Below are 20,288 nucleotides of genomic sequence, written 5' to 3'. Positions count from 1 at the left end.
TGCTACCGAGCCTCCTGGTCGTTTTCCGGGACCCGTGCGGCCCACAGCGGCAGCCGCTCCGTCCGCCGCCGCCCCTCCCCGTTCGGCCGGTCCGGCCGCTCGCTCCGGCCGCGCAGCGCGGTGTGCAGGCCGTCCCAGAGCGTGCCGTCGGTGCGGTCACGCGGATCGGGGTCGATCAGCACCACCCCGATCACGGGGATGCGCTGGTCGGCGAGCTGCCGCGCCACGGTGTGCAGCCATGCGGTGCTGCCGTGCCCGGCGCGTACGACGAGCACGGTCTGGGTGCCGAGGTGGCGCAGGTCGGTCCACGCCGTGCCGGGCGCCACCGAGCCGACGGCGAGCCGGCGTTCCTGGAGCGGCACGGTCTCGGCGCGCTCGGCGCCGACCACGGCGGGGTCGCCCGGTTTCGGGCGGCGGCCCGAGAGCTCCCGGCCGGGCAGCGCGTCGACGACGACCACCCGTCCCTCCGGTGCCAGGGCAGCGGCGAGGTCCAGGGCGAGCGTGCTCGCCGGGCGTGCGGCGCCCAGTTCCAGCAGGGACACCGGTTCCGTAGAGCCGCGTACGGCCCTGGCGAGGGTCGCGGTGAGCCGTTCGCGGGCCGTCCGGGTCCGTCGGCGCCGCCACGGGGGGCCCGGACGGCGCGGCAGCTCCGCGACGACCGAGGCGCCGAGGTGCGCCGCGACGTCCCGGCGCAGCACGGGCCGGTCCCCCACCACCGCCCCGACCGCGGCCAGCACGAGCCCGATGACCAGGCCGAGGACCAGGCCGATGACGGCGTCGGTGGCCAGGGCCTTGGGCAGGGAGTGCCGCAGCGCCCGCGGGGCGTCCACGATCTGCGTACCGGCGATGATTTTGGGTGCGCCGGTGCGTGCCTCCGCGGAGCGCTGGTCGAAGTCGGCGATCCGCGAGTTCAGTTCGGCCCGGCGGGCGAACAGCGACTCGATGCTCGCCGACGCCTTCGGGTCGCTCTCCGGGGACTGGTTGCCGATCGCCTTGTTCACCTCGGCGAGTTCGGTCCGCATGCGGTCGCTCTGTTCGAGCAGGGCCGCGGCCTCGGCCTTCGCGGCCGCCCGCATCCGCCGCACGTGGTCGGCGACGAACGCGTCGGCCAGCGCCTTGGCCCGGGCGACCGCCTCCGCGTCGCTGTCGCCCGTGACCTCGATCTGCAGCAGGTTGTTGGTCAGGCCGGTGCCCCGGTAGTCCCGCATGAAGTCCGCGGGATCCTCCCGGGAGCCGAGGGTGTCGAGGGCCTTGCCCGCGATGCGGGTGGTCCCCAGCACCTCGACGTCGGTGCGGATGAGCGTTCCGGTGTCGTTGGGCTGGTCCTGCTGGTGCGCGACGAGCACCTTGGTCACCGCGGTCGGTGGCGGCGGCAGCAGGACCGCGACCGCCGCGCCGACGAGCAGCCCGAGCAGGGCCAGGGAGGACCACAGGCGGCGGCGTCTGCGTACCGCCACCACCAGCGCCTGGAGGTCAAGGAGGGGAGCCGCGGCGGGTGCGTCCGTGGACGTTCGTGTCGTCACGCCGGGCCTCCCGCCGCGTTGCCCCGCACCGCGAGCTTCCGCGTGGGCTGGTCCGGTGTCCGGTCCGCGGGCCGTGCCTCGGGGGCCAGGACCGTGTCGGCGACGACGGCGCCGACGAGTTCGTGCCCGCCGTCCGCGCACGCCCCGGCGATGCCGGCGAGTTCGTCCGCGGTCCAGTTGCCGGCGCCGAGGACGACCAGGGCTCCGGACTCGGTGTCGCGGTCCGGCACCATGGGCCGGTCCACGGAGACCTCCACCACCCGCAGCAGGGGATCGCCCCCGGCCTCGGCGGCGAGCTGCCCCGCGGCCCGGCGGGCGGTGTCGTCACCCTCCGGTACGACGGCCAGCAGGCGCCGGGGGGCCGGCACCTGGCTCCGGAGGCGGGCGCACACCCGCCGGTAGCGGATCAGCCGGCCCGCCTCGTCGCCCGACCTGAGCGGGGCCGGCGCGTCCCACGGGGTGTCGGCGCCGAGGAGCCGGCGGACGCGGGCCCGTGTCCCGTGGTGGTCCGGCCCGCGCGTGCTTCCCCGGTGCGGCACGTCGACGGTGCCCAGCAGCGCCGAGCCCAGTGCCGCGGAGATCTCCGCCTCGGTGCGCAGCCGCCGGTTCACCCGGGCGGCGGCGAGATGCCCGACGACCGAGAGCAGGAAGAACAGCACCGCTCCCCCGACGACGAGCTGTGTGCGCGTGGGCGGTGTCTCGCCGGTCGGCCGGGCCGCCGGGCCCATGACGACCATGCCGGCCTTGTTGCTCGCCGGGTCGGCCTGGTCCAGCTTCGTCATGGCCTCTTCCAGCGAGGTGCGCAGTTTCTCGAGGGTGGTGCGGGCCTGCACGCTCTCCACGTTCTGGCCCGGGTCGGCCGCCTTGGAGAGGTCGGTGATGCGGCGGTTGGTCTCCACCACCTGCTGACGGAGCGCCTCGGCCTCCGTGGCCGCCTGGTCGTTGCCGCCGCCGGCGATCCGGGTGGCGAAGTCGACGAACTGCCGGGCCACCTCGTCGGAGAGGCGCTGTGCGTGCTTCGGGGTGTCCGCGGTGCCCGAGATCGTGATGATGTTCCCGTCGGCGGCCTTGGCGCTCACCCGATCCCGCAGCTCCTCGCCCCTGAGGCCGGTCCAGCCGAGGGTGGCGGCCGCGCGCTCGACCACCGTGGAGCTGGTCGCGACGTCGACCTGGGTCAGCAGCTCGCGTTCCTCCCACTGGCCCGGCAGCAGGACCGATGCCGAGGCGGTGTAGCGCGGCGGGAACGCCAGCGAGGCGCCGTAGCCGACCAGCGCACCCACGACGGCGAGGACGGCGAGGAGCCGCCGGCGCCGACGGAGTATCCGCCCGATGGTGACCAGGCGGATCGTGTCATCACTCAACGGCGCGGCCTCTTCCCTGTCCGGACCAGGCCGCCCGCCCGCGCCGGAGCGCGGTCACGGCAGGCGGCGGTGTAGGCGGCGAGCAGCGACGCCTGTGAGTTGCGCCAGGAGAGTCGGCCGTCGATCCGCTGCTTGCCGGTCTCGCCCATCCGGGCCCGCTTCTCCGGGTCGTCCAGCAGCAGCGTGATGAGCTTGGCGAATTCGGCCTCGTCGTCGGCGGAGGCGTAGAGGGCGGCGTCACCGGCGGAGACGCGCGCCTCCCGGAGGTCGAAGGAGACGATGGGCCGGCCCATCGCCATGTACTCCAGGACCTTGTTCATGGTCGACACGTCGTTGAGCGGATTGCAGGGATCGGGAGACAGGCACACGTCCGCGGTGGAGAGGTAGCGCACCAGGTCGGCGTCCGGTATTCGCCCGGTGAACTCCACCTGGTCGGAGAGCCCCAACCGCCGGGACAGCTCGACCATCGCGTCGAAGGCGTCGCCCGATCCGACGAACACCGCGTGCCAGTCGGTCCGTCCGAGTTCGTCGCGCAGTCTGGCGAGTGCCCGCAAGGCGTAGTCGACGCCGTCCTGGGGACCCATGACGCCGAGGTAGCACAGCAGGTGCGGCTTGCCGCGCTTCAACTCCGGTTCTGGGGGCACCGGTTGGAAGCGGTCGGTCTGGGGCGCGCTGCGCACCACGAAGACGTCCTCGGGGCGCTTGCCGCCGCGGCGCACCGCGACGTCGCGGTAGCTCTCGTTCGTGGCGAGCACCACGTCCGCGGCCCGGTACGTCATCCGTTCCAGCGCGCACACGCCGCGGTAGAGCAGGTCCTCGCCGCGGTCGAAGCGGGAGAGGTACAGCTCGGGCACCAGGTCGTGCTGGTCGAAGACGAACCGCGCGCCGCGCCGCTTCAGCCACAGGGCCGGCAGGAACAGCAGGTCGGGCGGGTTGCAGGCGTGGACGACGTCGACCGGGCCGACCTTGCGGGCCAGCCGGGCCGTGTGCCACAGCGCCGTTCCGTACTCCCGCAGGTAGCCGGCCGGTCCCCCGGTGGCCGCCCGCAGCGGGTAGCGGTGGATCCGCACGCCGTCGATCTCCGCCTCGGCTTCGGTGTCCCGCTTGCTGCCCTTGGGACAGATGACGTGCACCTCCCAGCCGGCGTCGCGCAGCGTCGTGCACTCCTGCCACACCCGCCGGTCGAACGGCACCGAGAGGTTCTCCACGAGGATCAGCGCGCGCCGGTCGGGCCGGCCGTCGCTGACTGCTTCACCAGGCAAGGCCCATGTACCCCGGTTCGGTCCGGCGCGTTTCGGCGTCGGGAAGACGGATGAGGTCGATGATCGCCGGGCCGTCCCCGTGGGGCAGCGCCGACAGCACGGCCGGGTCGCTGGTCCCCACCAGGCACACCTCGGCGTGTTCGAGCACCTCGTCGACCGAGTCGGCGAGCAACTGCCCGAGGTGCGGGAGCCGGGTCTCGATGTACTCGCGGTTGGCGCCCATCAGCCGGGACAGGCTCACGTTGGCGTCGTGGATGCGCAGGTCGTACCCCTTGCCGAAGAGCCGCTCCGCGAGTTCGACGAGCGGGCTCTCGCGGAGGTCGTCGGTGCCGGGTTTGAAGGACAGCCCGAACATGCCGACCTTCCGTTTGCCGGTGCGCTCGACGAGTTCCACCGCGCGCTGGAGGTGGTCGGCGTTGGAGGGCAGGACGTGGGAGAGGATCGGCACCGAGACGTCGGCCCGCTGCGCCGCGTGGACCAGGCTGCGCAGGTCCTTGGGCAGGCAGGAGCCGCCGAAGGCGAAGCCGGGCCGCAGGTAGGCGGGGCTGACGTTCAGCTTGCGGTCGGCCAGGAACACGTCCATCACCTGGTGCGAGTCCACGCCGAGCGCCCGGCAGATCGCGCCGAGTTCGTTCGCGAAGCCGATCTTGAGGCCGTGGAACGCGTTGTCCGCGTACTTGATCGCCTCGGCGGTCGGCACCGGTACCCGGAACACCTCGCCGGGCAGGCCGCCGTACAGGGCCGCCACGACGTCGCCGCCGGCCGGGTCGAGTTCGCCGATGACGGTCTTGGGCGGGTCGAAGAAGTCCCGGACGCTGCTGCCCTCGCGGAGGAACTCCGGGTTGACCGCGACCCCCAGGTCCACGCCGGCCGTGCCGCCCACGTACTTCTCCAGGATGGGCACGAGCAGGTTCAGGCAGGTGCCGGGGAGCATGGTGCTGCGGAACACCACGGTGTGACGTCCGCCCCGCTCGGCCAGCGCGGCGCCGATCTCCTCGGTGACCCGCTCCAGATAGGTGGTGCACAGGCTGCCGTTGGGTTCCGAGGGCGTGCCCACGCAGACGAGCGACACCTCGCTGCCCTCGATCGCCTCGCGGACGTCGCGGGTGGCGCGCAGGGCGCCGCCGCGGACGACCTCGGCGGTGAGTTCGCCGATCCGTTCCTCGACCACCGGGGCCCTGCCGTCGTTGACCAGGTCGACCTTCGCCTGGTTGACGTCCACCCCGATGACCTGGTGTCCCATGCTGGCCAGGCACGCGGCCGACACGCAGCCCACGTAGCCGAGCCCGAAAACGCTGACTTTCATGACGCGTCCCTCCCCCTGGGCAGGCCCTGGTGGCCTGCGGTCCGCGCGCCTGCCGGACGACGGCTCCCGCGCATCAGTACGCCCCCTGTCCGTGGAGCACCGCACGCAGCGTCTTCCACAAGATCACCGTGTCGAGTGCGAGCGACCAGTCCTCCACGTACCGCAGGTCCAGGCGCACCGCCTCCTCCCACGGCAGGTCACTTCGTCCGCTGATCTGCCACAGGCCGGTGAGCCCGGGCTTGACCAGCAGCCGCCGCCGGATGTCCGGGCCGTAGGCGGCGGACTCCTCCGGCAGCGGTGGCCGGGGACCGACGAGCGACATCGATCCGGCGAGTACGTTGAACAATTGCGGGAGTTCGTCGAGCGAGTACCGGCGCAGTACCGCTCCCACCCGGGTCACCCGCGGGTCCCGGCGGAGCTTGAACAGCAGGCCGGCGCCCTCGTTGAGGCCGGCCAGCTCTCCGCGTGCCCGGTGGGCCCCGGTGACCATGGTGCGGAACTTGAGGATGGTGAACTCGCGGCCGTCCTTGCCGACCCGGCGCTGGCGGTAGAACGCCCCGCCCCGGCTGTCCAGCAGGACGAGCAGTCCGACGAGGACCATCAGCGGCGCGAACAGCACGATCAGGAACGCCGCGCCCAGCCGGTCGACGACCTCCTTGACCGCCCGGCGGCCGCCGGTGAAGGTCGGCATGCTGACCCGCAGCAGCGGGATCCCGAGCACCGCGTCGACGTGCAGCCGCGGTCCGGCCACCTCCATCAGCACGGGGGCGACGACCATGTCGGCGTCGCTGCCCTCCAGGTTCCAGGCCAGCCGCTGCAACCGGTCCGGTGACCAGTGCGGGTCGGGTGTGACCGCGACGACGCGGTAGCCGTCCCGCCGGACGTGACTGGCGACGTCCGCCAGCCGGCCGACGACCGGCACTCCGTCGAGATGGTCGTCGCCGTCGAGGTCGAGGCCGTCCGTCGTGCACACCGCGTCCACCCGCCAGCCGAGGTGCGGGAATCTGCGGGTGCGGTCGATCAGGTCGCGCACGGTGGCGGGGCTTCCGGCGGCGAGCACCGGTCGCAGGCACCGCCCCTCGTTCCGCCGCTTGTGCAGGCGGAGACGGAGCAGGTACCGCGCGGTCATGGTGACGAGGGCGATCGCGGGGATCGCCACGAAGATCCAGAGCTTGATGTTGCGCGAGGTGAGGGCTATCCCCCCGAGCGCGAGGACGACGGTGGCCGCGAACAGGGAACGTCCGAGCCTGCGGAACTCCTCGGCGCCCTGGCCGAGCACGACCGGCGCCCACGCCCGGCTCACCGCGAGCGCTCCCAGCACCAGCAGTTCGGTGCCGAAGGCGAGGATGCCCCACTTCTCATGCCAGTTGGCCGCGTCCCGGGCCCCGAAGAAGTTGCCGATCGCCGCCACCACCAGAGCGGTGGCCACGGTGTCGCTGGTGATCACGGTACGGCGGTAGCGCTGCTCCCAGTCGTTCGCGGGCTGGGTGATTGCCCCGTTCGTCAGACGCCCGTGCGTCGTCGGAAATGGGCCGACTAGTCCCCCCTGCGGCACAAGAACCCCCCGGTTCCCAGTTGTTCGACGTGCTCGCCCAACACTGTTTTCCCTCCCCCCGGGAGGCCCCCGCCTCCCGCACTGTCCCTCCCCTGGGAGGCCCCCGCCTCCCGCACAGATCCCACCTCGGGAGGCCCCCGCCTCCCGCGCGTCACATACCGGTTGTGTCAGTGCTGCATGAACAATCCCCGCGGTGGGCAACGGACTTGCAGCCCGTCGCGCACGGTCGAGGTGCCTGAGAATTCGCAGACCACACGGGTGTCCCCCTCACCCGACGGCCCCCTCCTGGGGCCGAGACCCGTTCACTCACACATCCGGCGCGGGCGACACGACCGGCCGCCCGTCATGACGGCAACCCATAGATCATTATTTGTCGCGTCGTGTCCCACCATGTGAAGCACGGTCAATCTAGACCATCAGAACCCGCGTGCGGAGAGGGATGTGCGCAATTTGTACGCAACATTTGAAGCCGGCTCCACGAATCGGCCACCGGCCGCGGACGCCTCGCCGGCACGAACACCTCCTGACCTGTGACGGAGGACGTTCCGCGGGACGCCGCACCCCCGCCGGAGCCCCCGGCGGACTGACCGAAAACTGAACGCCCTTCTGGAGATGGGGTGTTGGTGCTGCCGCGCCATGCGTAAGATCCGGTTCCGAGCCGCCAGGAAGGGCTCGTCCGCGCCCTCACGTGCGCGGACGTGTCCCGCGCGACGTGCCCTACGGGGTCGCATTTCCGGTCCTTGGGTGACCCGTCCTCGACCGGCGTCCGTCTGACGATGCCGGCGCGCCTCTCCACACGTCGCCGGCCGTCCTCGGCGACCCCCGTGGCGCGGCCGGTCCCGGGCCTGGGTGGCGATGACCGCGGCCTGGACGCGGCGCTCCACGCCCAGCTTCGCCAGCGGAGGAAGGAGCTGGCGTTCAGTCTCGGCGGCATGGGCTCCGCGTCCACGAACTTCCACAACAGGGCCTACGCCGCCAGGGTTGGGCCGAGGTGGCGGCCGAGGTCCGTACGCGCCGGCAGGCCGGGGACCGGGACGGCGCCGCCGCGCTGGTCACCGACGAGATGGTGCTGGCGACCCCCCTGATCGGCCCCGAGGACATGCTCCGTGAACGGCTCCGCGTCCGGCGCGACACCCGCGTGGACACCGTCCGCCTCCACCCGGCCGGCGACACCCTCGACGCCCGCCTGACCACCCTGGGCCGGGCCGTCGAGCCGGTCCGCGACGTCACGGCCGAGACGGCTCCGTGACGTCCAAGAGGCCGCCGGCGACTTCGGTCCGGCGGCCTCGCAACCTCCCTGCAACGTCGCGGGGTGTCGGCTGAGCACAGCCACGGGACGGGACCCGCGTCGCGCCCCGAACACTCCGAGGACGGGAGCCACCGCTGTGGACACCCCCGCACGCGTCGAACTGACCCCGGCCGCCGCCGAACTGCTGGGCCGGCTGCGGGAGCTGCACGGACCGCTGATGTTCCACCAGTCCGGCGGCTGCTGCGACGGCAGCGCGCCGATGTGCTATCCGGCCGGTGAGTTCCGCACGGGCGGCTCCGACATCCTGCTCGCCGAACTGGAGGCGGACGGGGTCGCGGAGCCGGTGCCGTTCTGGATGTCCCGGAGTCAGTACGAGGTCTGGCGGCACACCCGGCTGATCGTCGACGTCGTGCCCGGACGGGGCAGCGGCTTCTCGCTGGAGGCACCCGAAGGAGTGCGTTTTCTGATCCGTTCCCGCGTCGTCGGCACGTAGCCACCGGCGCGGCCACCGCCGTCTGGTGCACTCCCCCTGAGTCCTGGGACAGTTGACGAGACATCAGGGGGGACTGTGACGCCTCGCACCGCACGGTTCAGAACGGTACTGACGGCACTCGCGGCGTGGAGCGCGCTGGCCGGGGCGGCCCTGGCGGGCGCGGCCCCGGTGAACGCCGCGGAGGACGGCACCCGGATCGCTCCCGGCGTGCTCTACCGGGAGTTCGACCTGCCGGCGGCGAAGGGCGTGACCCACGTCCACCTGCTGAGCGTCGACCTGCGCGACTCCCGTACCAGCGTGGGCCTGCTGTATCCCGGCGTCGTGGCGTCCCGGGAGCCCGTCTCGCGCCTCGCCGACTCGCGCGGCGCCGTCGCGGGCGTGAACGGCGACTTCTTCAACATCACCGAGACCCAGCACCCCGGGACCGAGGCGACCGGCGCGCCCGTCGGACCGGCGATCGCGGGCGGGCACCCGCTCAAGGCCGCCGTCCCGGACGGACAGCGCTTCGGGCCCGCCCTCCCGCCCGGCACCAGCACGAAGGACGTCCTCGGTGTGGGCGCCGACGGCAGGGCCCGGCTGGACAGCCTGGCGCTCGACGGTTCGGTGCACACGCCGGACGGGGGGTTCGCCCTCGGCGGGCTCAACCAGTACGCCCTGCCGCAGGACTCGGTCGGCGCGTTCACCTCGGACTGGGGCGGCGTCTCGCGGGCCCGCGCCGTGTGCGGAACGGACACCGACCGCGCCGCGCCGTGCAGTTCGGACACCTACGAGGTGACGGTCAGGGACGGCCGGGTCGTCTCGGGCTCGGACACCCCCGGCGCGGGTCCCGTCGCGGCGGACACCACCGTCCTGGTCGGGCGGGAGGCGGGCGCCCAACGGCTGCGCAAGCTGTCGGCGGGCGAGACCGTGCGGGTACGGCACCGGCTGGTGGCGGCCCGTTCCCGGGTCGCGTACCGCTTCGCGCTCGGCGGCTACCCGGTGCTCAGGGACGGCAAGCCGCTGCCCGGCCTGGACGACAGGACGTCCGCCGTGCGGACCGCGGCCGGCATCGCGGACGGCGGCCGCCGCCTGCTCCTGCTCGCCGTCGACGGGGCACCCGCCTACCGCAGCGGTCTGACCATCGCCGAAGTGGCGGACGCCCTGCGGTCGTCGGGTGCCGAGGACGCCTTCAGCCTGGACGGCGGCGGCTCCACCACCCTGGTGGCCCGGGAGCCCGGAGCCGCCGCCGTCACCGTGCGCAACCACCCCAGCGGCGGGGCGGAACGGCCGGTGCCCAACGGCATCGGGGTCTTCTCACGCTCCTGACGTCAGGGGTTCAGGCTGCTCACGATGTTCGCCGTGGCCGTGAGCCCTTCACTGATGGTCGGCGCCATGCTCGTGCTCGCCAGGTAGAAGCCGAGCAGGACGCAGACCACGGCGTGCGAGAGCTTCAGTGCGCCGTTGCGCACGAAGACCACCGCCAGGATCAGCAGCAGCACCACCACAGAGATGGAAATGGCCATCGTCAACCTCCTCCGCCACGTCCACACCGCGGCATTCGGCCGCAAGTGTCGCGTAGCGGAGGGTTGTTCCGGGCTGCTGACGTGTCCTCCGAACGTGTGGAGTTCTACGACTTGTCGTGTGCGTCGAGAAACGCTTCGAGACCGGCCAGGTCATCGGTGTTGAGGTGGTCGACGCCGGCGGCGAGCAGTTCGCCCCAGACGGCGTCGCGCGCCGGCCCCGCCAGGTCGGGGGTGGCCCAGAACCGCACCCGCTGACCGCGCGCGTGCGCCGAGGCGACGATGCCGCGCAGCTTGCGCCGCTCGGCGTCGGGGAACCGACCGACGCCCAGCCAGGTGAAGTTGAGCGTCCAGTTGTCGCTGATCAGCGGGACGAAGGAGGCGGGTGCCGCGGTGCCGAGGTCGGCGAGGCGGCCGTCGTAGAAGGCGCGCCGCTCGCGCTGCGCCTCCATCGGGACGCGGGCCGCCCGGTCGCCGGAGATCACGGCGGTCACCGCTCCCGGGTGCACCCTGCCGTGGGCGTAGCTAGTGAAGAGGTGGCGGTGGCGCCGCAGCAGGCGGTCGAGTTCGAGGTAGGTCGCGGCGCCCTCGGTCTTGATGTCGATGAGCAGTTGCAGCGGCCTGCGGTCTCCGCGGTACACGGAGCCGTGGTTGGCCCTGACGCGTGCGGCGAGGGGGTTCAGGTAGAGGGCTTCGAGGGTGCGGGCGGGGTCGAGGTCGACCGGGTCGTGGGCGACGAGCAGTTGGCCGTCCACGAGGTAGATGTCGGCCTCGACGCTGCCGAAGCGGTGGTCGAGGGCGTCGAAGAGGGGCCTCGGGTGTTCGTAGTCGTTGTGCGCGTGGGCCCGCCACAGGGGACGCGGGCTGTGTCCGCGCTCGTCCGCCCGGGCGGACGCGGCGGGCAGCGCCACGGAGCCGGCGAGGGCGGCGCCGAGCGTGGTGAGGGCTCTGCGGCGGGTGGTGAGGGCCATGCTGTCTCCCTGGGTGTGCCGTACCGGACAGGTGGGCGCACCCCCCGTCCGGGCGAGATCGGGTCGGGGAGAGTATGCGGTCCGCGCGGCCTCAAAAAGCAGTGGCGTGCGCGGAGTTGGCCGGACTGCCGCCGCGGGTTCACTTCAGCGGCGGCGCACGCGCGAGGCCCGCCCCCAAAGGGGACGGGCCTCGGACGGGAGCGGGCCGGGTGTCAGGGCGCCGGCAGGTCGACCAGTGCGGCCAGTTCCTCCCGCTGCCTGCCCGCCGTGCCGTACGCGAGCGAGTCGGCCTTCGCCCGCTTCAGGTACAGGTGGACCGGGTGTTCCCAGGTCATGCCGATTCCGCCGTGCAGCTGGAGGGCCTCCTCGGCGGCGTGCACGGCGACGGGTGCCGCGTACGCCTGGGCGAGGGCCGCGGCGACGTCGGTGTCCTCGCTGCCGGTGGCGAGCGCGTCGGCGGCGTTGCGGGCGGCGGCGCGGAGGTTGACGACTTCCAGCCACAGCTTCGCGAGGCGGTGCTTGAGCGCCTGGAAGCCTCCGACGGGACGGTTGAACTGCTTGCGGTCCTTCAGGTAGCGGACCGTCTCGGTCAGGCACCAGTCGGCGAGGCCGAGCTGCTCGGAGGCGAGCAGACCGGCACCGGACCGCAGGGCGCGGCGGATCACGGACGCGGCGTCGGGGCTCAGCAGTCGCGCCGGGGCCCCGTCGAGGACGACCGTGGCCACGGGGCGGGTGAGGTCGAGGGAGACCTGCGGCGTGAGGGTGACGGCGTCCGCGTCGACGGCGTACAGGGCGCCGTCCCCGGCGGGGACGAGCAGGACGTCGGCGGCCGCGGCGTCGGCGACGCCGGTCAACTCCCCGTGCAGCGTGCCGTTCTCGTGCCGTACGGCCTTGGGGGTGCCGCCCGGTGCCACGGACAGGGCGACCGCGAGTACGCCGACGGTCCGGCCGGACGCCAGGGCGGCCAGCAGCGCGTCGGCCTCGTCGCCCTCGCAGGCCAGCAGCGCCTCCGTCGCGACGACCGCGCTGGTCAGGTAGGGGACGGGCGCGACCGCGCGGCCCAACTCCTCCAGGACGACGGCGGCTTCGCGGTGGGTGGCGCCCTGGCCGCCGCGCGCCTCCGGTACCAGGAGTCCGGCGAGGCCCATGCCCTCGGCGAGCGCCTTCCACAGGGCGCGGTCGTGCGGGGCGTCGGTCTCGGTGCGGGTGATGACGCCGGCCGCGTCGCAGTGGTCGGCGAGGAGGTCGCGGACGGCGGCGCGCAGCGCCTCTTCCTCCTCCGAGTAGAGCAGATCGGTCATCGGGCCAGGTCCTTCCAGGCGACGTCCTTGTCGGTGCGCGGCTCGGAGGGCAGGCCCAGCACGCGTTCGGCGACGATGTTCAGCAGGACCTCGGTGGTCCCGCCCTCGATGCTGTTGCCCTTGGAGCGGAGGTAGCGGTAGCCCGCCTCGCGGCCGGTGAAGTCGACCTTGTCGGGCCTGCGCATCGTCCAGTCGTCGTACAACAGGCCCTCCTCACCGAGGAGTTCGATCTCCAGGCCGCTGATCTCCTGGTTGAGGCGGGCGAATCCGAGCTTCATGGCGGAGCCCTCGTGGCCGGGCTGGCCGGCGACGAGCTGCTGGCGGAGCCGTTCGCCGGAGAGCCGGGCGACCTCGGCCTCGACCCACAGGGTCAGCAGCCGCTGGTGCAGGTCGTGGGTGCGCAGGTCGGGGCGCTCGCGCCAGGTCTTCGCGACCGGGCCGATCATGCCGCCCTCGCGGGGGATGCGCATGCCGCCGATGGACACGCGCTCGTTCATGAGGGTGGTCTGGGCGACCCGCCAGCCGTCTCCCACGTCGCCGAGCCGGTGGGCGTCGGGGATGCGTACGTCGGTGAGGAAGACCTCGTTGAACTCCGCCTCGCCGGTGATCTGGCGCAGCGGGCGCACGTCGACGCCCGGGTCGGTCATGTCGCAGACGAAGTAGGTGATCCCGCGGTGCTTGGGCGCCTCGGGGTCGGTGCGGGCGATGAGGATGGCCCAGCGGGCGACGTGGGCGCTGGACGTCCACACCTTCTGCCCGTTGATCACCCAGTCGTCGCCCTCACGGACGGCGCGGGTGCCGAGCGCGGCGAGGTCGGATCCGGCGCCGGGCTCGCTGAAGAGCTGGCACCAGACCTCCTCACCGGTCCACAGGGGGCGCAGGAAGCGCCGCTTCTGCTCGTCGGTGCCGTAGCCGAGGATCGTCGGCGCGGCCATGCCGAGGCCGATGCCGATGCGCCGCGGTTCGTTGTCGGGGGCGCCGGCGGCCTCCAGTTCGGCGTCCACGACGGCCTGGAGGGCACGCGGGGCGCCGAGGCCGCCGAGGCCCTCGGGGAAGTGGACCCAGGCGAGGCCGGCGTCGAAGCGGGCCCGGAGGAAGTCGAGGCGGTCCGTCGCCTCGGGCGGGTGCGCGGCCAGCAGCTCCCGGGTGCGCTCGCGAAGGGCGGCGGCGTCCAGGGCGCCGCTCACGCGGGTGGCGTCGCTCATGCGTCTGCTCCGTTCTCCGAGGAGGGGACCACGGCCACGCGTCCGGTCGTGGTGCCGTCGGCGACGCGCTGCACCGCCGCCGCCGCACCGCTCAGCGGCACGCGCTCGCTGATCAGCGGTTTGATCGCGCCGCGTGCGGCGAGTTCGGTGAGCTGCTCGTGGCAGTGCTGGACCAGCTTCGGGTTCTTGGTGTTGTACAGGCCCCAGTGCAGGCCGAGGATCGCGTAGTTCTTCACGAGCGCGTGGTTCAGCCCGGGGCTGGGGATGGTCCCGCTCGCGAAGCCGACGACGACGATCCGGCCCTCGAAGGCGACGACCTTCGTGGACTGCGTGTACGCCTCGCCGCCGACGGGGTCGTAGATCACGTCGGCGCCGCGTCCGCCGGTGGCCTCCTTGACGGCGGCGATGACGTCCTCGGCGCGCCGGTCGACGACGACGTCGCAGCCGAGGTCGCGGGCGACGGCCGCCTTGTCGGCACCGCCGACCACGCCGATGACGGTGGCGCCGGCGGCCTTGCCGAGCTGCACCGCCGCGCTGCCGACCCCTCCGGCGGCCGCGTGGACGAGCAGCGTCTCCCCCGCTTCCAGGCGGGCGCGCCGGTGCAGACCGAACCAGCCCGTCTGGTAGCCGATGTGCAGGGCGGCGGCCTCGGCGTCGTCGAGGGCCTCGGGCGCGGGCAGGACGGCGGCGGCGTCCGCGACGGCGTACTCGGCGAAGCCTCCGTACGGCAGCACGGGGTTGGCGAGGAGGCGGCGCCCGTCCTCGGTCTCGCCGCAGATCTCGACGCCGGGCGTGAACGGCAGCGGCGGCCTGACCTGGTACTGGCCCCGGCACATCAGGGCGTCCGGGAAGTTGATGTTCGCGGCGCGCACCTTCAGCAGGAGCTGCCCCTGGCCGGGCACCGGCCGCTCCACGTCCGCGAGCCGCATCACCTCGCTCGGCTCGCCGTTCTGGTGCACTTGCCATGCCTGCATGCGGGGCCTCCACGGGACTGCTTCGTCTGACCGGGCTCGTCCGCATACTAAGCGGTCGCTTGCCGATCAGGGAACAGTCGCGTGCGTCACGGCGCGGCAGGCCTGGTGGGCCGCGCCCTGACGTGCATCCGCTCGCCCTGGGGCCCGAAGAGGCTCAGGAATTCGACGGGCCCCTCCCCCGTCGATCCGAACCAGTGCGGCACCCGGGTGTCGAACTCCGCGGCCTCGCCGGGGCCGAGCACCACGTCGTGCTCGCCGAGCACCAGCCGGAGCCTGCCCGAGAGCACGTACAGCCATTCGTAGCCCTCGTGGGTGCGCGGGTCGGGCTCCTGGCGGCGGTCGGGTTCGAGGACCTTGAACGCCTGGAGTCCGCCGGGCTGGCGGGTGAGCGGCCAGTGGGTGCGGCCGTGGCGCTGGATCGGCTTGGCCCGCACGCGGGGGTCGTCGACCGGCGGCGCGCCGACCAGTTCGTCCAGCGCCACCCGGTGGGCCCGGGCGATCGGGAGCAGCAGCTCCAGGCTGGGCTTGCGCAGCCCGGACTCAAGGCGCGACAGCGTGCTCACCGAGATGCCGGTGGCCTCGGACAGCCCGGCGAGCGTGGCCCCGCGCTCCTTGCGGATGCGCCGCAGCCGGGGCCCGACCCCCGCGAGGACGGCGTCCGCCTCCGCCCCGTCGTCCCGCGTCCCGCCCGTTCCCGTGTCGTCGCCCATCACTGTATTGCAGGTTCGGCAAAGGCATTTGTCAAGACGGCAGGTGCCGGGTGACCGTTCAGGCGGAGGTGGTCACCATGACCGAGAGGTACGAAGCAGTCGTCGTCGGCGGCGGCACGGCCGGGTTGTCGGCGGCACTGGTGCTCGGCCGGGCGCGGCGCCGCACGCTCGTCGTCGACGCCGGCGAACCGCGCAACGCGCCCGCCGCGCACATGCAGGGCTATCTGTCCCGCGACGGCATGCCGCCCGCCGAGTTCCTCGCCGAGGGACGGCGGGAGGTCGAGCGGTACGGCGTGGAGCTGGTCCGGGACCGCGCCGTGGACGTCCGCCGGGACGGCGCGGACGAGTTCGACGTGGTGCTGGCGAGCGGGCGCACGGTGCACGCGCGGCGGCTGGTCGTCGCCACCGGCCTGGTGGACGAGCTGCCGGAGGTGCCGGGCGTCGCCGAGCGCTGGGGGCGCGACGTGCTGCACTGCCCCTACTGCCATGGCTGGGAGGTCCGCGACGAGGCCTTCGGCGTACTGGCGGCCGGGCCGATGAGCGTGCACCAGGCGCTGATGGTCAGCCACTGGTCGAAGGACGTGCGGCTGTTCCTGCACGCGGTGGACGAGGACACGCTCGCGGACGACGACCTGCGCCGGCTGGCCGCCGCCGGGGTCGAGGTCGTGCCCGGGGAGGTCGCCGGGCTCGTGGTCGACGGGGACCGGCTCACCGGGGTCCGCCTCGCCGACGGCTCGGTCCACGACCGCACCGTGGTCTTCGTCGGGGCTCCCATGACCCCGCGCACCGAACTCCTGGAGCGGCTGGGCGCCGAGCACCGCGACACGGCGTTCGGCACCTTCCCGGTGGTGGACGAGACTGGCCGGACCACCGTGCCCGGCGTCTGGGCGGCGGGCAACGCGACCAGTCACGCCGAGCAGGTCGTGAACGCGGCGGGCGCCGGCTACCGGGCGGCGGTCGCGCTGAACGGCGACCTGCTGTTCGCGGACCTCGACGCGGCCGTCTCCGGCGGCTGAGCACCGCGGCCGGGCGGTGCGCGGGCGGCCCCCTGGGGGTGTGCGCGGGGCGGCTCCGTTGCACCATGGCTGCATGCTGCTGAGCCGGCTCGCCCATGTGTCCCAGGAGGTCGCCGCCACCTCGGCGCGCACCCGCAAGATCGCTCTGCTCGCCGAGCTGTTCCGGGAAGCCGACGCCGAGGACGTGCCGGTCGTCATCCCCTATCTGGCGGGACGGCTGCCGCAGGGGCGGCTCGGCATCGGCTGGAAGCTCCTCGGCACACCGGTACCGCCCGCCACCGGGGCCACGCTGACCGTGCGCGACGTCGACGCCCGCCTGACCCGGCTCGGCGCGGTCACCGGCACCGGCTCCCAGGCGGAGCGCAAGCGGCTGATGGGTGACCTGCTGGCGGCGGCCACGGAGCCGGAGCAGCGGTTCCTCTTCGGGCTGCTGACCGGCGAGGTGCGCCAGGGCGCCCTGGACGCCCTGGCCGTGGAAGGGCTGGCCATGGCGACCGGGGCGCCCTCCGCGGACGTACGGCGGGCGGTGATGCTCGCGGGGTCGCTGCAGACGGTGGCGCAGGCGCTGCTCGACGAGGGGCCCGGCGCCCTGGACGCCTTCCGGCTCACCGTGGGACTGCCGGTCCTGCCGATGCTGGCGCACTCGGCGGGCTCCGTCACCGAGGCCGTCGGCAAGCTGGGCCCGTGCGCCGTCGAGGAGAAGCTCGACGGCATCCGCGTGCAGGTCCACCGCGACGGCGACGAGGTACGGGTCTACACCCGCACGCTGGACGACATCACCGGCCGGCTGCCCGAGCTGACCGCCTCGGCGCTGGAGCTGCGGGGCGAGCGATTCATCCTGGACGGCGAGGTCATCGCCCTGGACGGGACCGGCCGGCCGCGCTCGTTCCAGGAGATCGCCGGGCGGGTCGGCTCACGGGTGGACGTGGCCACGGCCGCCGCGGCGGTGCCCGTCTCCCCCGTCTTCTTCGACGCGCTGTCGGTCGACGGTCGGGACCTGCTGGACCTGCCGTTCACCGAGCGGCACGCGGAGCTGGCGCGGCTGGTGCCCGAGCCCCTGCGGGTCCGGCGCACCCTCGTGTCCGGCCCCGACGAGTCCGGCGCCGCCGAGGCGTTCCTCGCGGACACGCTCGCCCGCGGTCACGAGGGTGTGGTCGTCAAGGCGCTGGACGCCCCCTACAGCGCGGGCCGGCGCGGCGCCGCCTGGCTCAAGGTCAAGCCCGTGCACACCCTCGACCTCGTGGTGCTGGCCGCCGAGTGGGGCCACGGACGCCGCACGGGCAGGCTCTCCAACCTGCATCTGGGGGCCCGCGCCGACGACGGGACCTTCGTCATGCTGGGCAAGACGTTCAAGGGCATGACGGACGCGATGCTGGCCTGGCAGACCGAGCGGCTCCAGGAGCTGGCCCTCGACGACGACGGCCACGTGGTGCGCGTACGGCCCGAACTGGTCGTCGAGATCGCCTACGACGGTCTCCAGCGCTCCACCCGCTACCCGGCCGGCGTCACCCTCCGCTTCGCGCGCGTGCTCCGCTACCGCGAGGACAAGGCGCCGGCCGAGGCCGACACCGTGGAGACGCTGCTGGCGGCGCACCCGGAGGTGGCGGGGTGACGGTCAGGCGCAGCGCGGGACTCCTTCTCTACCGGCGCACCCCGGCCGGGATCGAGGTGCTCCTCGGCCACATGGGCGGCCCCTTCTTCGCGCGGCGCGACGCGGGCGCCTGGACCGTGCCCAAGGGCGAGTACGAGCCCGACGAGCCGTCCTGGGACGCGGCGCGCCGCGAGTTCCAGGAGGAGCTGGGGCTGCCGCCGCCCGACGGCGAGGCGACACCGCTCGGTGAGGTGCGGCAGTCCAACGGCAAGATCGTCACGGCCTGGGCCGTCGAGGCGGACCTCGACCCGGCCGCCGTGGTCCCCGGCACCTTCGCGATGGAGTGGCCCCCGAAGTCGGGGCGCGTCCAGGAGTTCCCGGAGCTGGACCGGGTGGAGTGGTGCGGCCTGGAGCGGGCCCGGGCCGTGATCGTGCCGGCGCAGTCGGCGTTTCTCGACCGTCTCCTGGAGCACTCGGACTGAGGGCCGGGGTCCGCACGAGGGCACCGGCCGCGCAAGGTGCCCTCCGCGTTGCGCGGTGTCACGCCGCGCGGGAGGGTCGAAGGACTGCCCCGCTCTCAGGAGGACGGCCATGCCCATCGCGACGGTGAATCCGGCGAACGGCGAGACACTCAAGACGTACGACGCGCTGGGCGCCGAGGAGATCGAGCGCAGGCTCGCCACCGCCGCGGCGACGTTCCGCACCTACCGCACCACCCCCTTCGCCGAGCGCGCGCGGCTGCTGCTCCGGGCCGCCGACCTCCTGGATGAGGACCAGGACGACATCGCGCAGGTGATGACCACCGAGATGGGCAAGCCGGTCAAGCAGGCCCGCGCCGAGGCGGCGAAGTGCGCCAAGGCGATGCGCTGGTACGCCGACCACGCCGAGGAGCTCCTCGCCGACGAGGAGCCGCCCGAGTCCGCGGCGCGCGACTCGGGCGCCTCCCGGGTGGTCGTGCGCTACCGGCCGCTGGGCCCGGTGCTGGCCGTGATGCCGTGGAACTTCCCGCTCTGGCAGGTCGTCCGGTTCGCCGCGCCCGCGCTGATGGCGGGCAACGTGGGCCTGCTCAAGCACGCCTCGAACGTGCCGCAGACCGCCCTCTACCTGGAAGACCTCTTCCGCCGTGCGGGTTTCCCCGACGGCTGCTTCCAGACGCTGCTCATCGGCTCGGGCGCGGTCGAGGACATCCTGCGCGACCCGCGGGTCAAGGCGGCCACCCTGACCGGCAGCGAGCCGGCCGGGCGGGCGGTCGCGTCCGTCGCCGGTGAGGAGATCAAGAAGACGGTCCTGGAGCTGGGCGGCAGCGACCCGTACGTCGTCATGCCGTCGGCCGACATCGAGCAGGCCGCGCGGACCGCGGTGACGGCGCGGGTCCAGAACAACGGGCAGTCCTGCATCGCCGCCAAGCGGTTCATCGTGCACACGGACGTCTTCGACGCGTTCGCCGAGCGCTTCAGGGCGGCGATGAACGACCTCACGGTGGGTGACCCGCTGGACGAGGGCACGGACGTCGGCCCGCTCGCCACCGAGCAGGGCCGCGACGACCTGGAGCAACTCGTCGACGACGCGGTGGAGAACGGCGCGACGGTCCTGTGCGGGGGCGAGCGGCCCGAGGGCTCCGGCTGGTTCTACGCTCCGACGGTCCTCGCCGACATCACCCCCGAGATGCGCATCCACCACGAGGAGGCCTTCGGCCCGGTGGCCACGCTCTACCGGGCCGCCGACCTGGACGAGGCGGTCGGGATCGCCAACGACTCGCCGTTCGGCCTGAGTTCTAACGTGTGGACGCGGGACGAGGCCGAGGTGGACCGGTTCGTGCGCGACCTGGAGGCGGGCGGCGTGTTCGTCAACGGGATGACGGCCTCGCATCCGGCCTTCCCGTTCGGCGGGGTCAAGCGGTCCGGCTACGGGCGTGAGCTGTCGGGGCACGGAATCCGAGAGTTCTGCAACATCACCACGGTGTGGCACGGAGCGTGAGCATCCGGCAGCTACGATCCCCTCTGTGAACCGCGAAGTGACCCTCCCCCTGATCGTCGACGACCGCGGCACGCTGCAGGTGTCGGCCGCGGACGTCAGCAAGCTGCTGCGCACGGTGGGCGGCCGGTGGCTGCATCTGGTGGAGGCCGGCCAGGACGGGCTCGACGAGGACACCGTCGCGACCCTCACCATCGAACTCGCCAAGCTCGCCGACCGCATCGACGTCGCCTGCATCGCGCACAGCAGCGGTACGTCCGCGGGCTGAACCGGGGTCCGGCCGTCCGCGAGGACGGCC

General features: G+C 73.4%; 18 protein-coding genes and 2 pseudogenes. 8 read left to right on the top strand and 12 right to left on the bottom strand.

Annotation, left to right across the window (positions count from 1 at the left end):
• Positions 1 to 2: 2 nt before the first annotated feature.
• The 6 genes and pseudogenes from ACWGIS_RS29450 to ACWGIS_RS29425 all read right to left on the bottom strand — a co-directional run.
• Positions 3 to 1,523 (bottom strand): Wzz/FepE/Etk N-terminal domain-containing protein, encoded by a 1,521-nt coding sequence (locus ACWGIS_RS29450; protein WP_453365501.1) that lies wholly within the window; start codon positions 1,521 to 1,523, stop codon positions 3 to 5.
• Entirely contained in the window at positions 1,520 to 2,884 is a 1,365-nt protein-coding gene (locus ACWGIS_RS29445) for a Wzz/FepE/Etk N-terminal domain-containing protein (protein WP_453365500.1), read from the bottom strand. Before ACWGIS_RS29445 ends, ACWGIS_RS29450 begins: the two co-directional genes overlap by 4 nt.
• Positions 2,881 to 4,146, bottom strand: a complete 1,266-nt coding sequence (locus ACWGIS_RS29440) for a glycosyltransferase family 4 protein (RefSeq protein ID WP_453365499.1) — start codon at positions 4,144 to 4,146, stop codon at positions 2,881 to 2,883. Before ACWGIS_RS29440 ends, ACWGIS_RS29445 begins: the two co-directional genes overlap by 4 nt.
• Positions 4,136 to 5,452: a nucleotide sugar dehydrogenase gene (locus tag ACWGIS_RS29435; RefSeq protein ID WP_453365498.1), complete on the bottom strand. Its 1,317-nt coding sequence runs from the start codon at positions 5,450 to 5,452 to the stop codon at positions 4,136 to 4,138. Before ACWGIS_RS29435 ends, ACWGIS_RS29440 begins: the two co-directional genes overlap by 11 nt.
• A gap of 73 nt (positions 5,453 to 5,525) precedes the next feature.
• Entirely contained in the window at positions 5,526 to 7,007 is a 1,482-nt protein-coding gene (locus ACWGIS_RS29430) for a sugar transferase (protein WP_453365497.1), read from the bottom strand.
• Between the two features lie 815 nt (positions 7,008 to 7,822).
• Positions 7,823 to 7,906 (bottom strand): annotated as a pseudogene (locus tag ACWGIS_RS29425) (DNA-binding response regulator); the annotation flags it as partial.
• Between ACWGIS_RS29425 and ACWGIS_RS29420 the strand changes: the two are divergent.
• The 3 genes and pseudogenes from ACWGIS_RS29420 to ACWGIS_RS29410 form a co-directional block, all read left to right on the top strand.
• A pseudogene (locus ACWGIS_RS29420) lies at positions 7,907 to 8,256 on the top strand (LLM class flavin-dependent oxidoreductase); the annotation flags it as partial.
• Between the two features lie 136 nt (positions 8,257 to 8,392).
• Positions 8,393 to 8,749, top strand: coding sequence for a DUF779 domain-containing protein (locus ACWGIS_RS29415; protein WP_453365496.1), 357 nt, complete (start codon positions 8,393 to 8,395; stop codon positions 8,747 to 8,749).
• A 75-nt stretch (positions 8,750 to 8,824) separates the two neighbouring features.
• The gene (locus ACWGIS_RS29410; RefSeq protein WP_453365495.1) at positions 8,825 to 10,054 is read left to right on the top strand and encodes a phosphodiester glycosidase family protein; all 1,230 of its coding nucleotides are present in this window, start codon (positions 8,825 to 8,827) and stop codon (positions 10,052 to 10,054) included.
• A 2-nt stretch (positions 10,055 to 10,056) separates the two neighbouring features.
• On the opposite strand, the gene ACWGIS_RS29405 is transcribed toward ACWGIS_RS29410, so the two are convergent.
• From ACWGIS_RS29405 to ACWGIS_RS29380, 6 genes are all read right to left on the bottom strand, one after another.
• Positions 10,057 to 10,251, bottom strand: coding sequence for a hypothetical protein (locus tag ACWGIS_RS29405; RefSeq protein WP_453365494.1), 195 nt, complete (start codon positions 10,249 to 10,251; stop codon positions 10,057 to 10,059).
• A gap of 104 nt (positions 10,252 to 10,355) precedes the next feature.
• Positions 10,356 to 11,219, bottom strand: coding sequence for a phosphatidylinositol-specific phospholipase C/glycerophosphodiester phosphodiesterase family protein (locus ACWGIS_RS29400; protein WP_453365493.1), 864 nt, complete (start codon positions 11,217 to 11,219; stop codon positions 10,356 to 10,358).
• Positions 11,220 to 11,431: 212 nt separating this feature from the next.
• Positions 11,432 to 12,520 (bottom strand): acyl-CoA dehydrogenase family protein, encoded by a 1,089-nt coding sequence (locus ACWGIS_RS29395; protein WP_453365492.1) that lies wholly within the window; start codon positions 12,518 to 12,520, stop codon positions 11,432 to 11,434.
• On the bottom strand, positions 12,517 to 13,725 hold the full coding sequence (locus ACWGIS_RS29390) for an acyl-CoA dehydrogenase family protein (protein WP_453365491.1): 1,209 nt from the start codon (positions 13,723 to 13,725) through the stop codon (positions 12,517 to 12,519). Before ACWGIS_RS29390 ends, ACWGIS_RS29395 begins: the two co-directional genes overlap by 4 nt.
• Positions 13,722 to 14,699 carry an NADPH:quinone oxidoreductase family protein gene (locus ACWGIS_RS29385; RefSeq protein ID WP_453365490.1) on the bottom strand — a complete coding sequence of 326 codons (978 nt, stop codon included), beginning with the start codon at positions 14,697 to 14,699 and terminating at the stop codon, positions 13,722 to 13,724. Before ACWGIS_RS29385 ends, ACWGIS_RS29390 begins: the two co-directional genes overlap by 4 nt.
• A gap of 86 nt (positions 14,700 to 14,785) precedes the next feature.
• Entirely contained in the window at positions 14,786 to 15,409 is a 624-nt protein-coding gene (locus ACWGIS_RS29380) for a helix-turn-helix domain-containing protein (RefSeq protein ID WP_453365489.1), read from the bottom strand.
• 77 nt (positions 15,410 to 15,486) lie between these two features.
• Between ACWGIS_RS29380 and ACWGIS_RS29375 the strand changes: the two genes are divergently transcribed.
• From ACWGIS_RS29375 to ACWGIS_RS29355, 5 genes are all read left to right on the top strand, one after another.
• Positions 15,487 to 16,425, top strand: a complete 939-nt coding sequence (locus ACWGIS_RS29375) for an NAD(P)/FAD-dependent oxidoreductase (protein WP_453365488.1) — start codon at positions 15,487 to 15,489, stop codon at positions 16,423 to 16,425.
• Positions 16,426 to 16,498: 73 nt separating this feature from the next.
• On the top strand, positions 16,499 to 18,037 hold the full coding sequence (locus ACWGIS_RS29370) for an ATP-dependent DNA ligase (RefSeq protein ID WP_453365487.1): 1,539 nt from the start codon (positions 16,499 to 16,501) through the stop codon (positions 18,035 to 18,037).
• Positions 18,034 to 18,498, top strand: coding sequence for an NUDIX domain-containing protein (locus ACWGIS_RS29365; protein ID WP_453365486.1), 465 nt, complete (start codon positions 18,034 to 18,036; stop codon positions 18,496 to 18,498). Before ACWGIS_RS29370 ends, ACWGIS_RS29365 begins: the two co-directional genes overlap by 4 nt.
• Positions 18,499 to 18,607: 109 nt before the next feature.
• Positions 18,608 to 19,993, top strand: a complete 1,386-nt coding sequence (locus ACWGIS_RS29360; RefSeq protein WP_453365485.1) for an NADP-dependent succinic semialdehyde dehydrogenase — start codon at positions 18,608 to 18,610, stop codon at positions 19,991 to 19,993.
• 25 nt (positions 19,994 to 20,018) lie between these two features.
• Positions 20,019 to 20,258 (top strand): DUF6213 family protein, encoded by a 240-nt coding sequence (locus ACWGIS_RS29355; RefSeq protein WP_354729392.1) that lies wholly within the window; start codon positions 20,019 to 20,021, stop codon positions 20,256 to 20,258.
• The last annotated feature ends 30 nt before the right edge of the window (positions 20,259 to 20,288 follow it).

The sequence above is a fragment of the Streptomyces sp. NPDC054842 genome, from assembly GCF_053611025.1.
The sequence above is the reverse complement of the archived record's forward strand: the minus strand, read 5'-3'. Positions and strand labels throughout refer to the sequence as shown.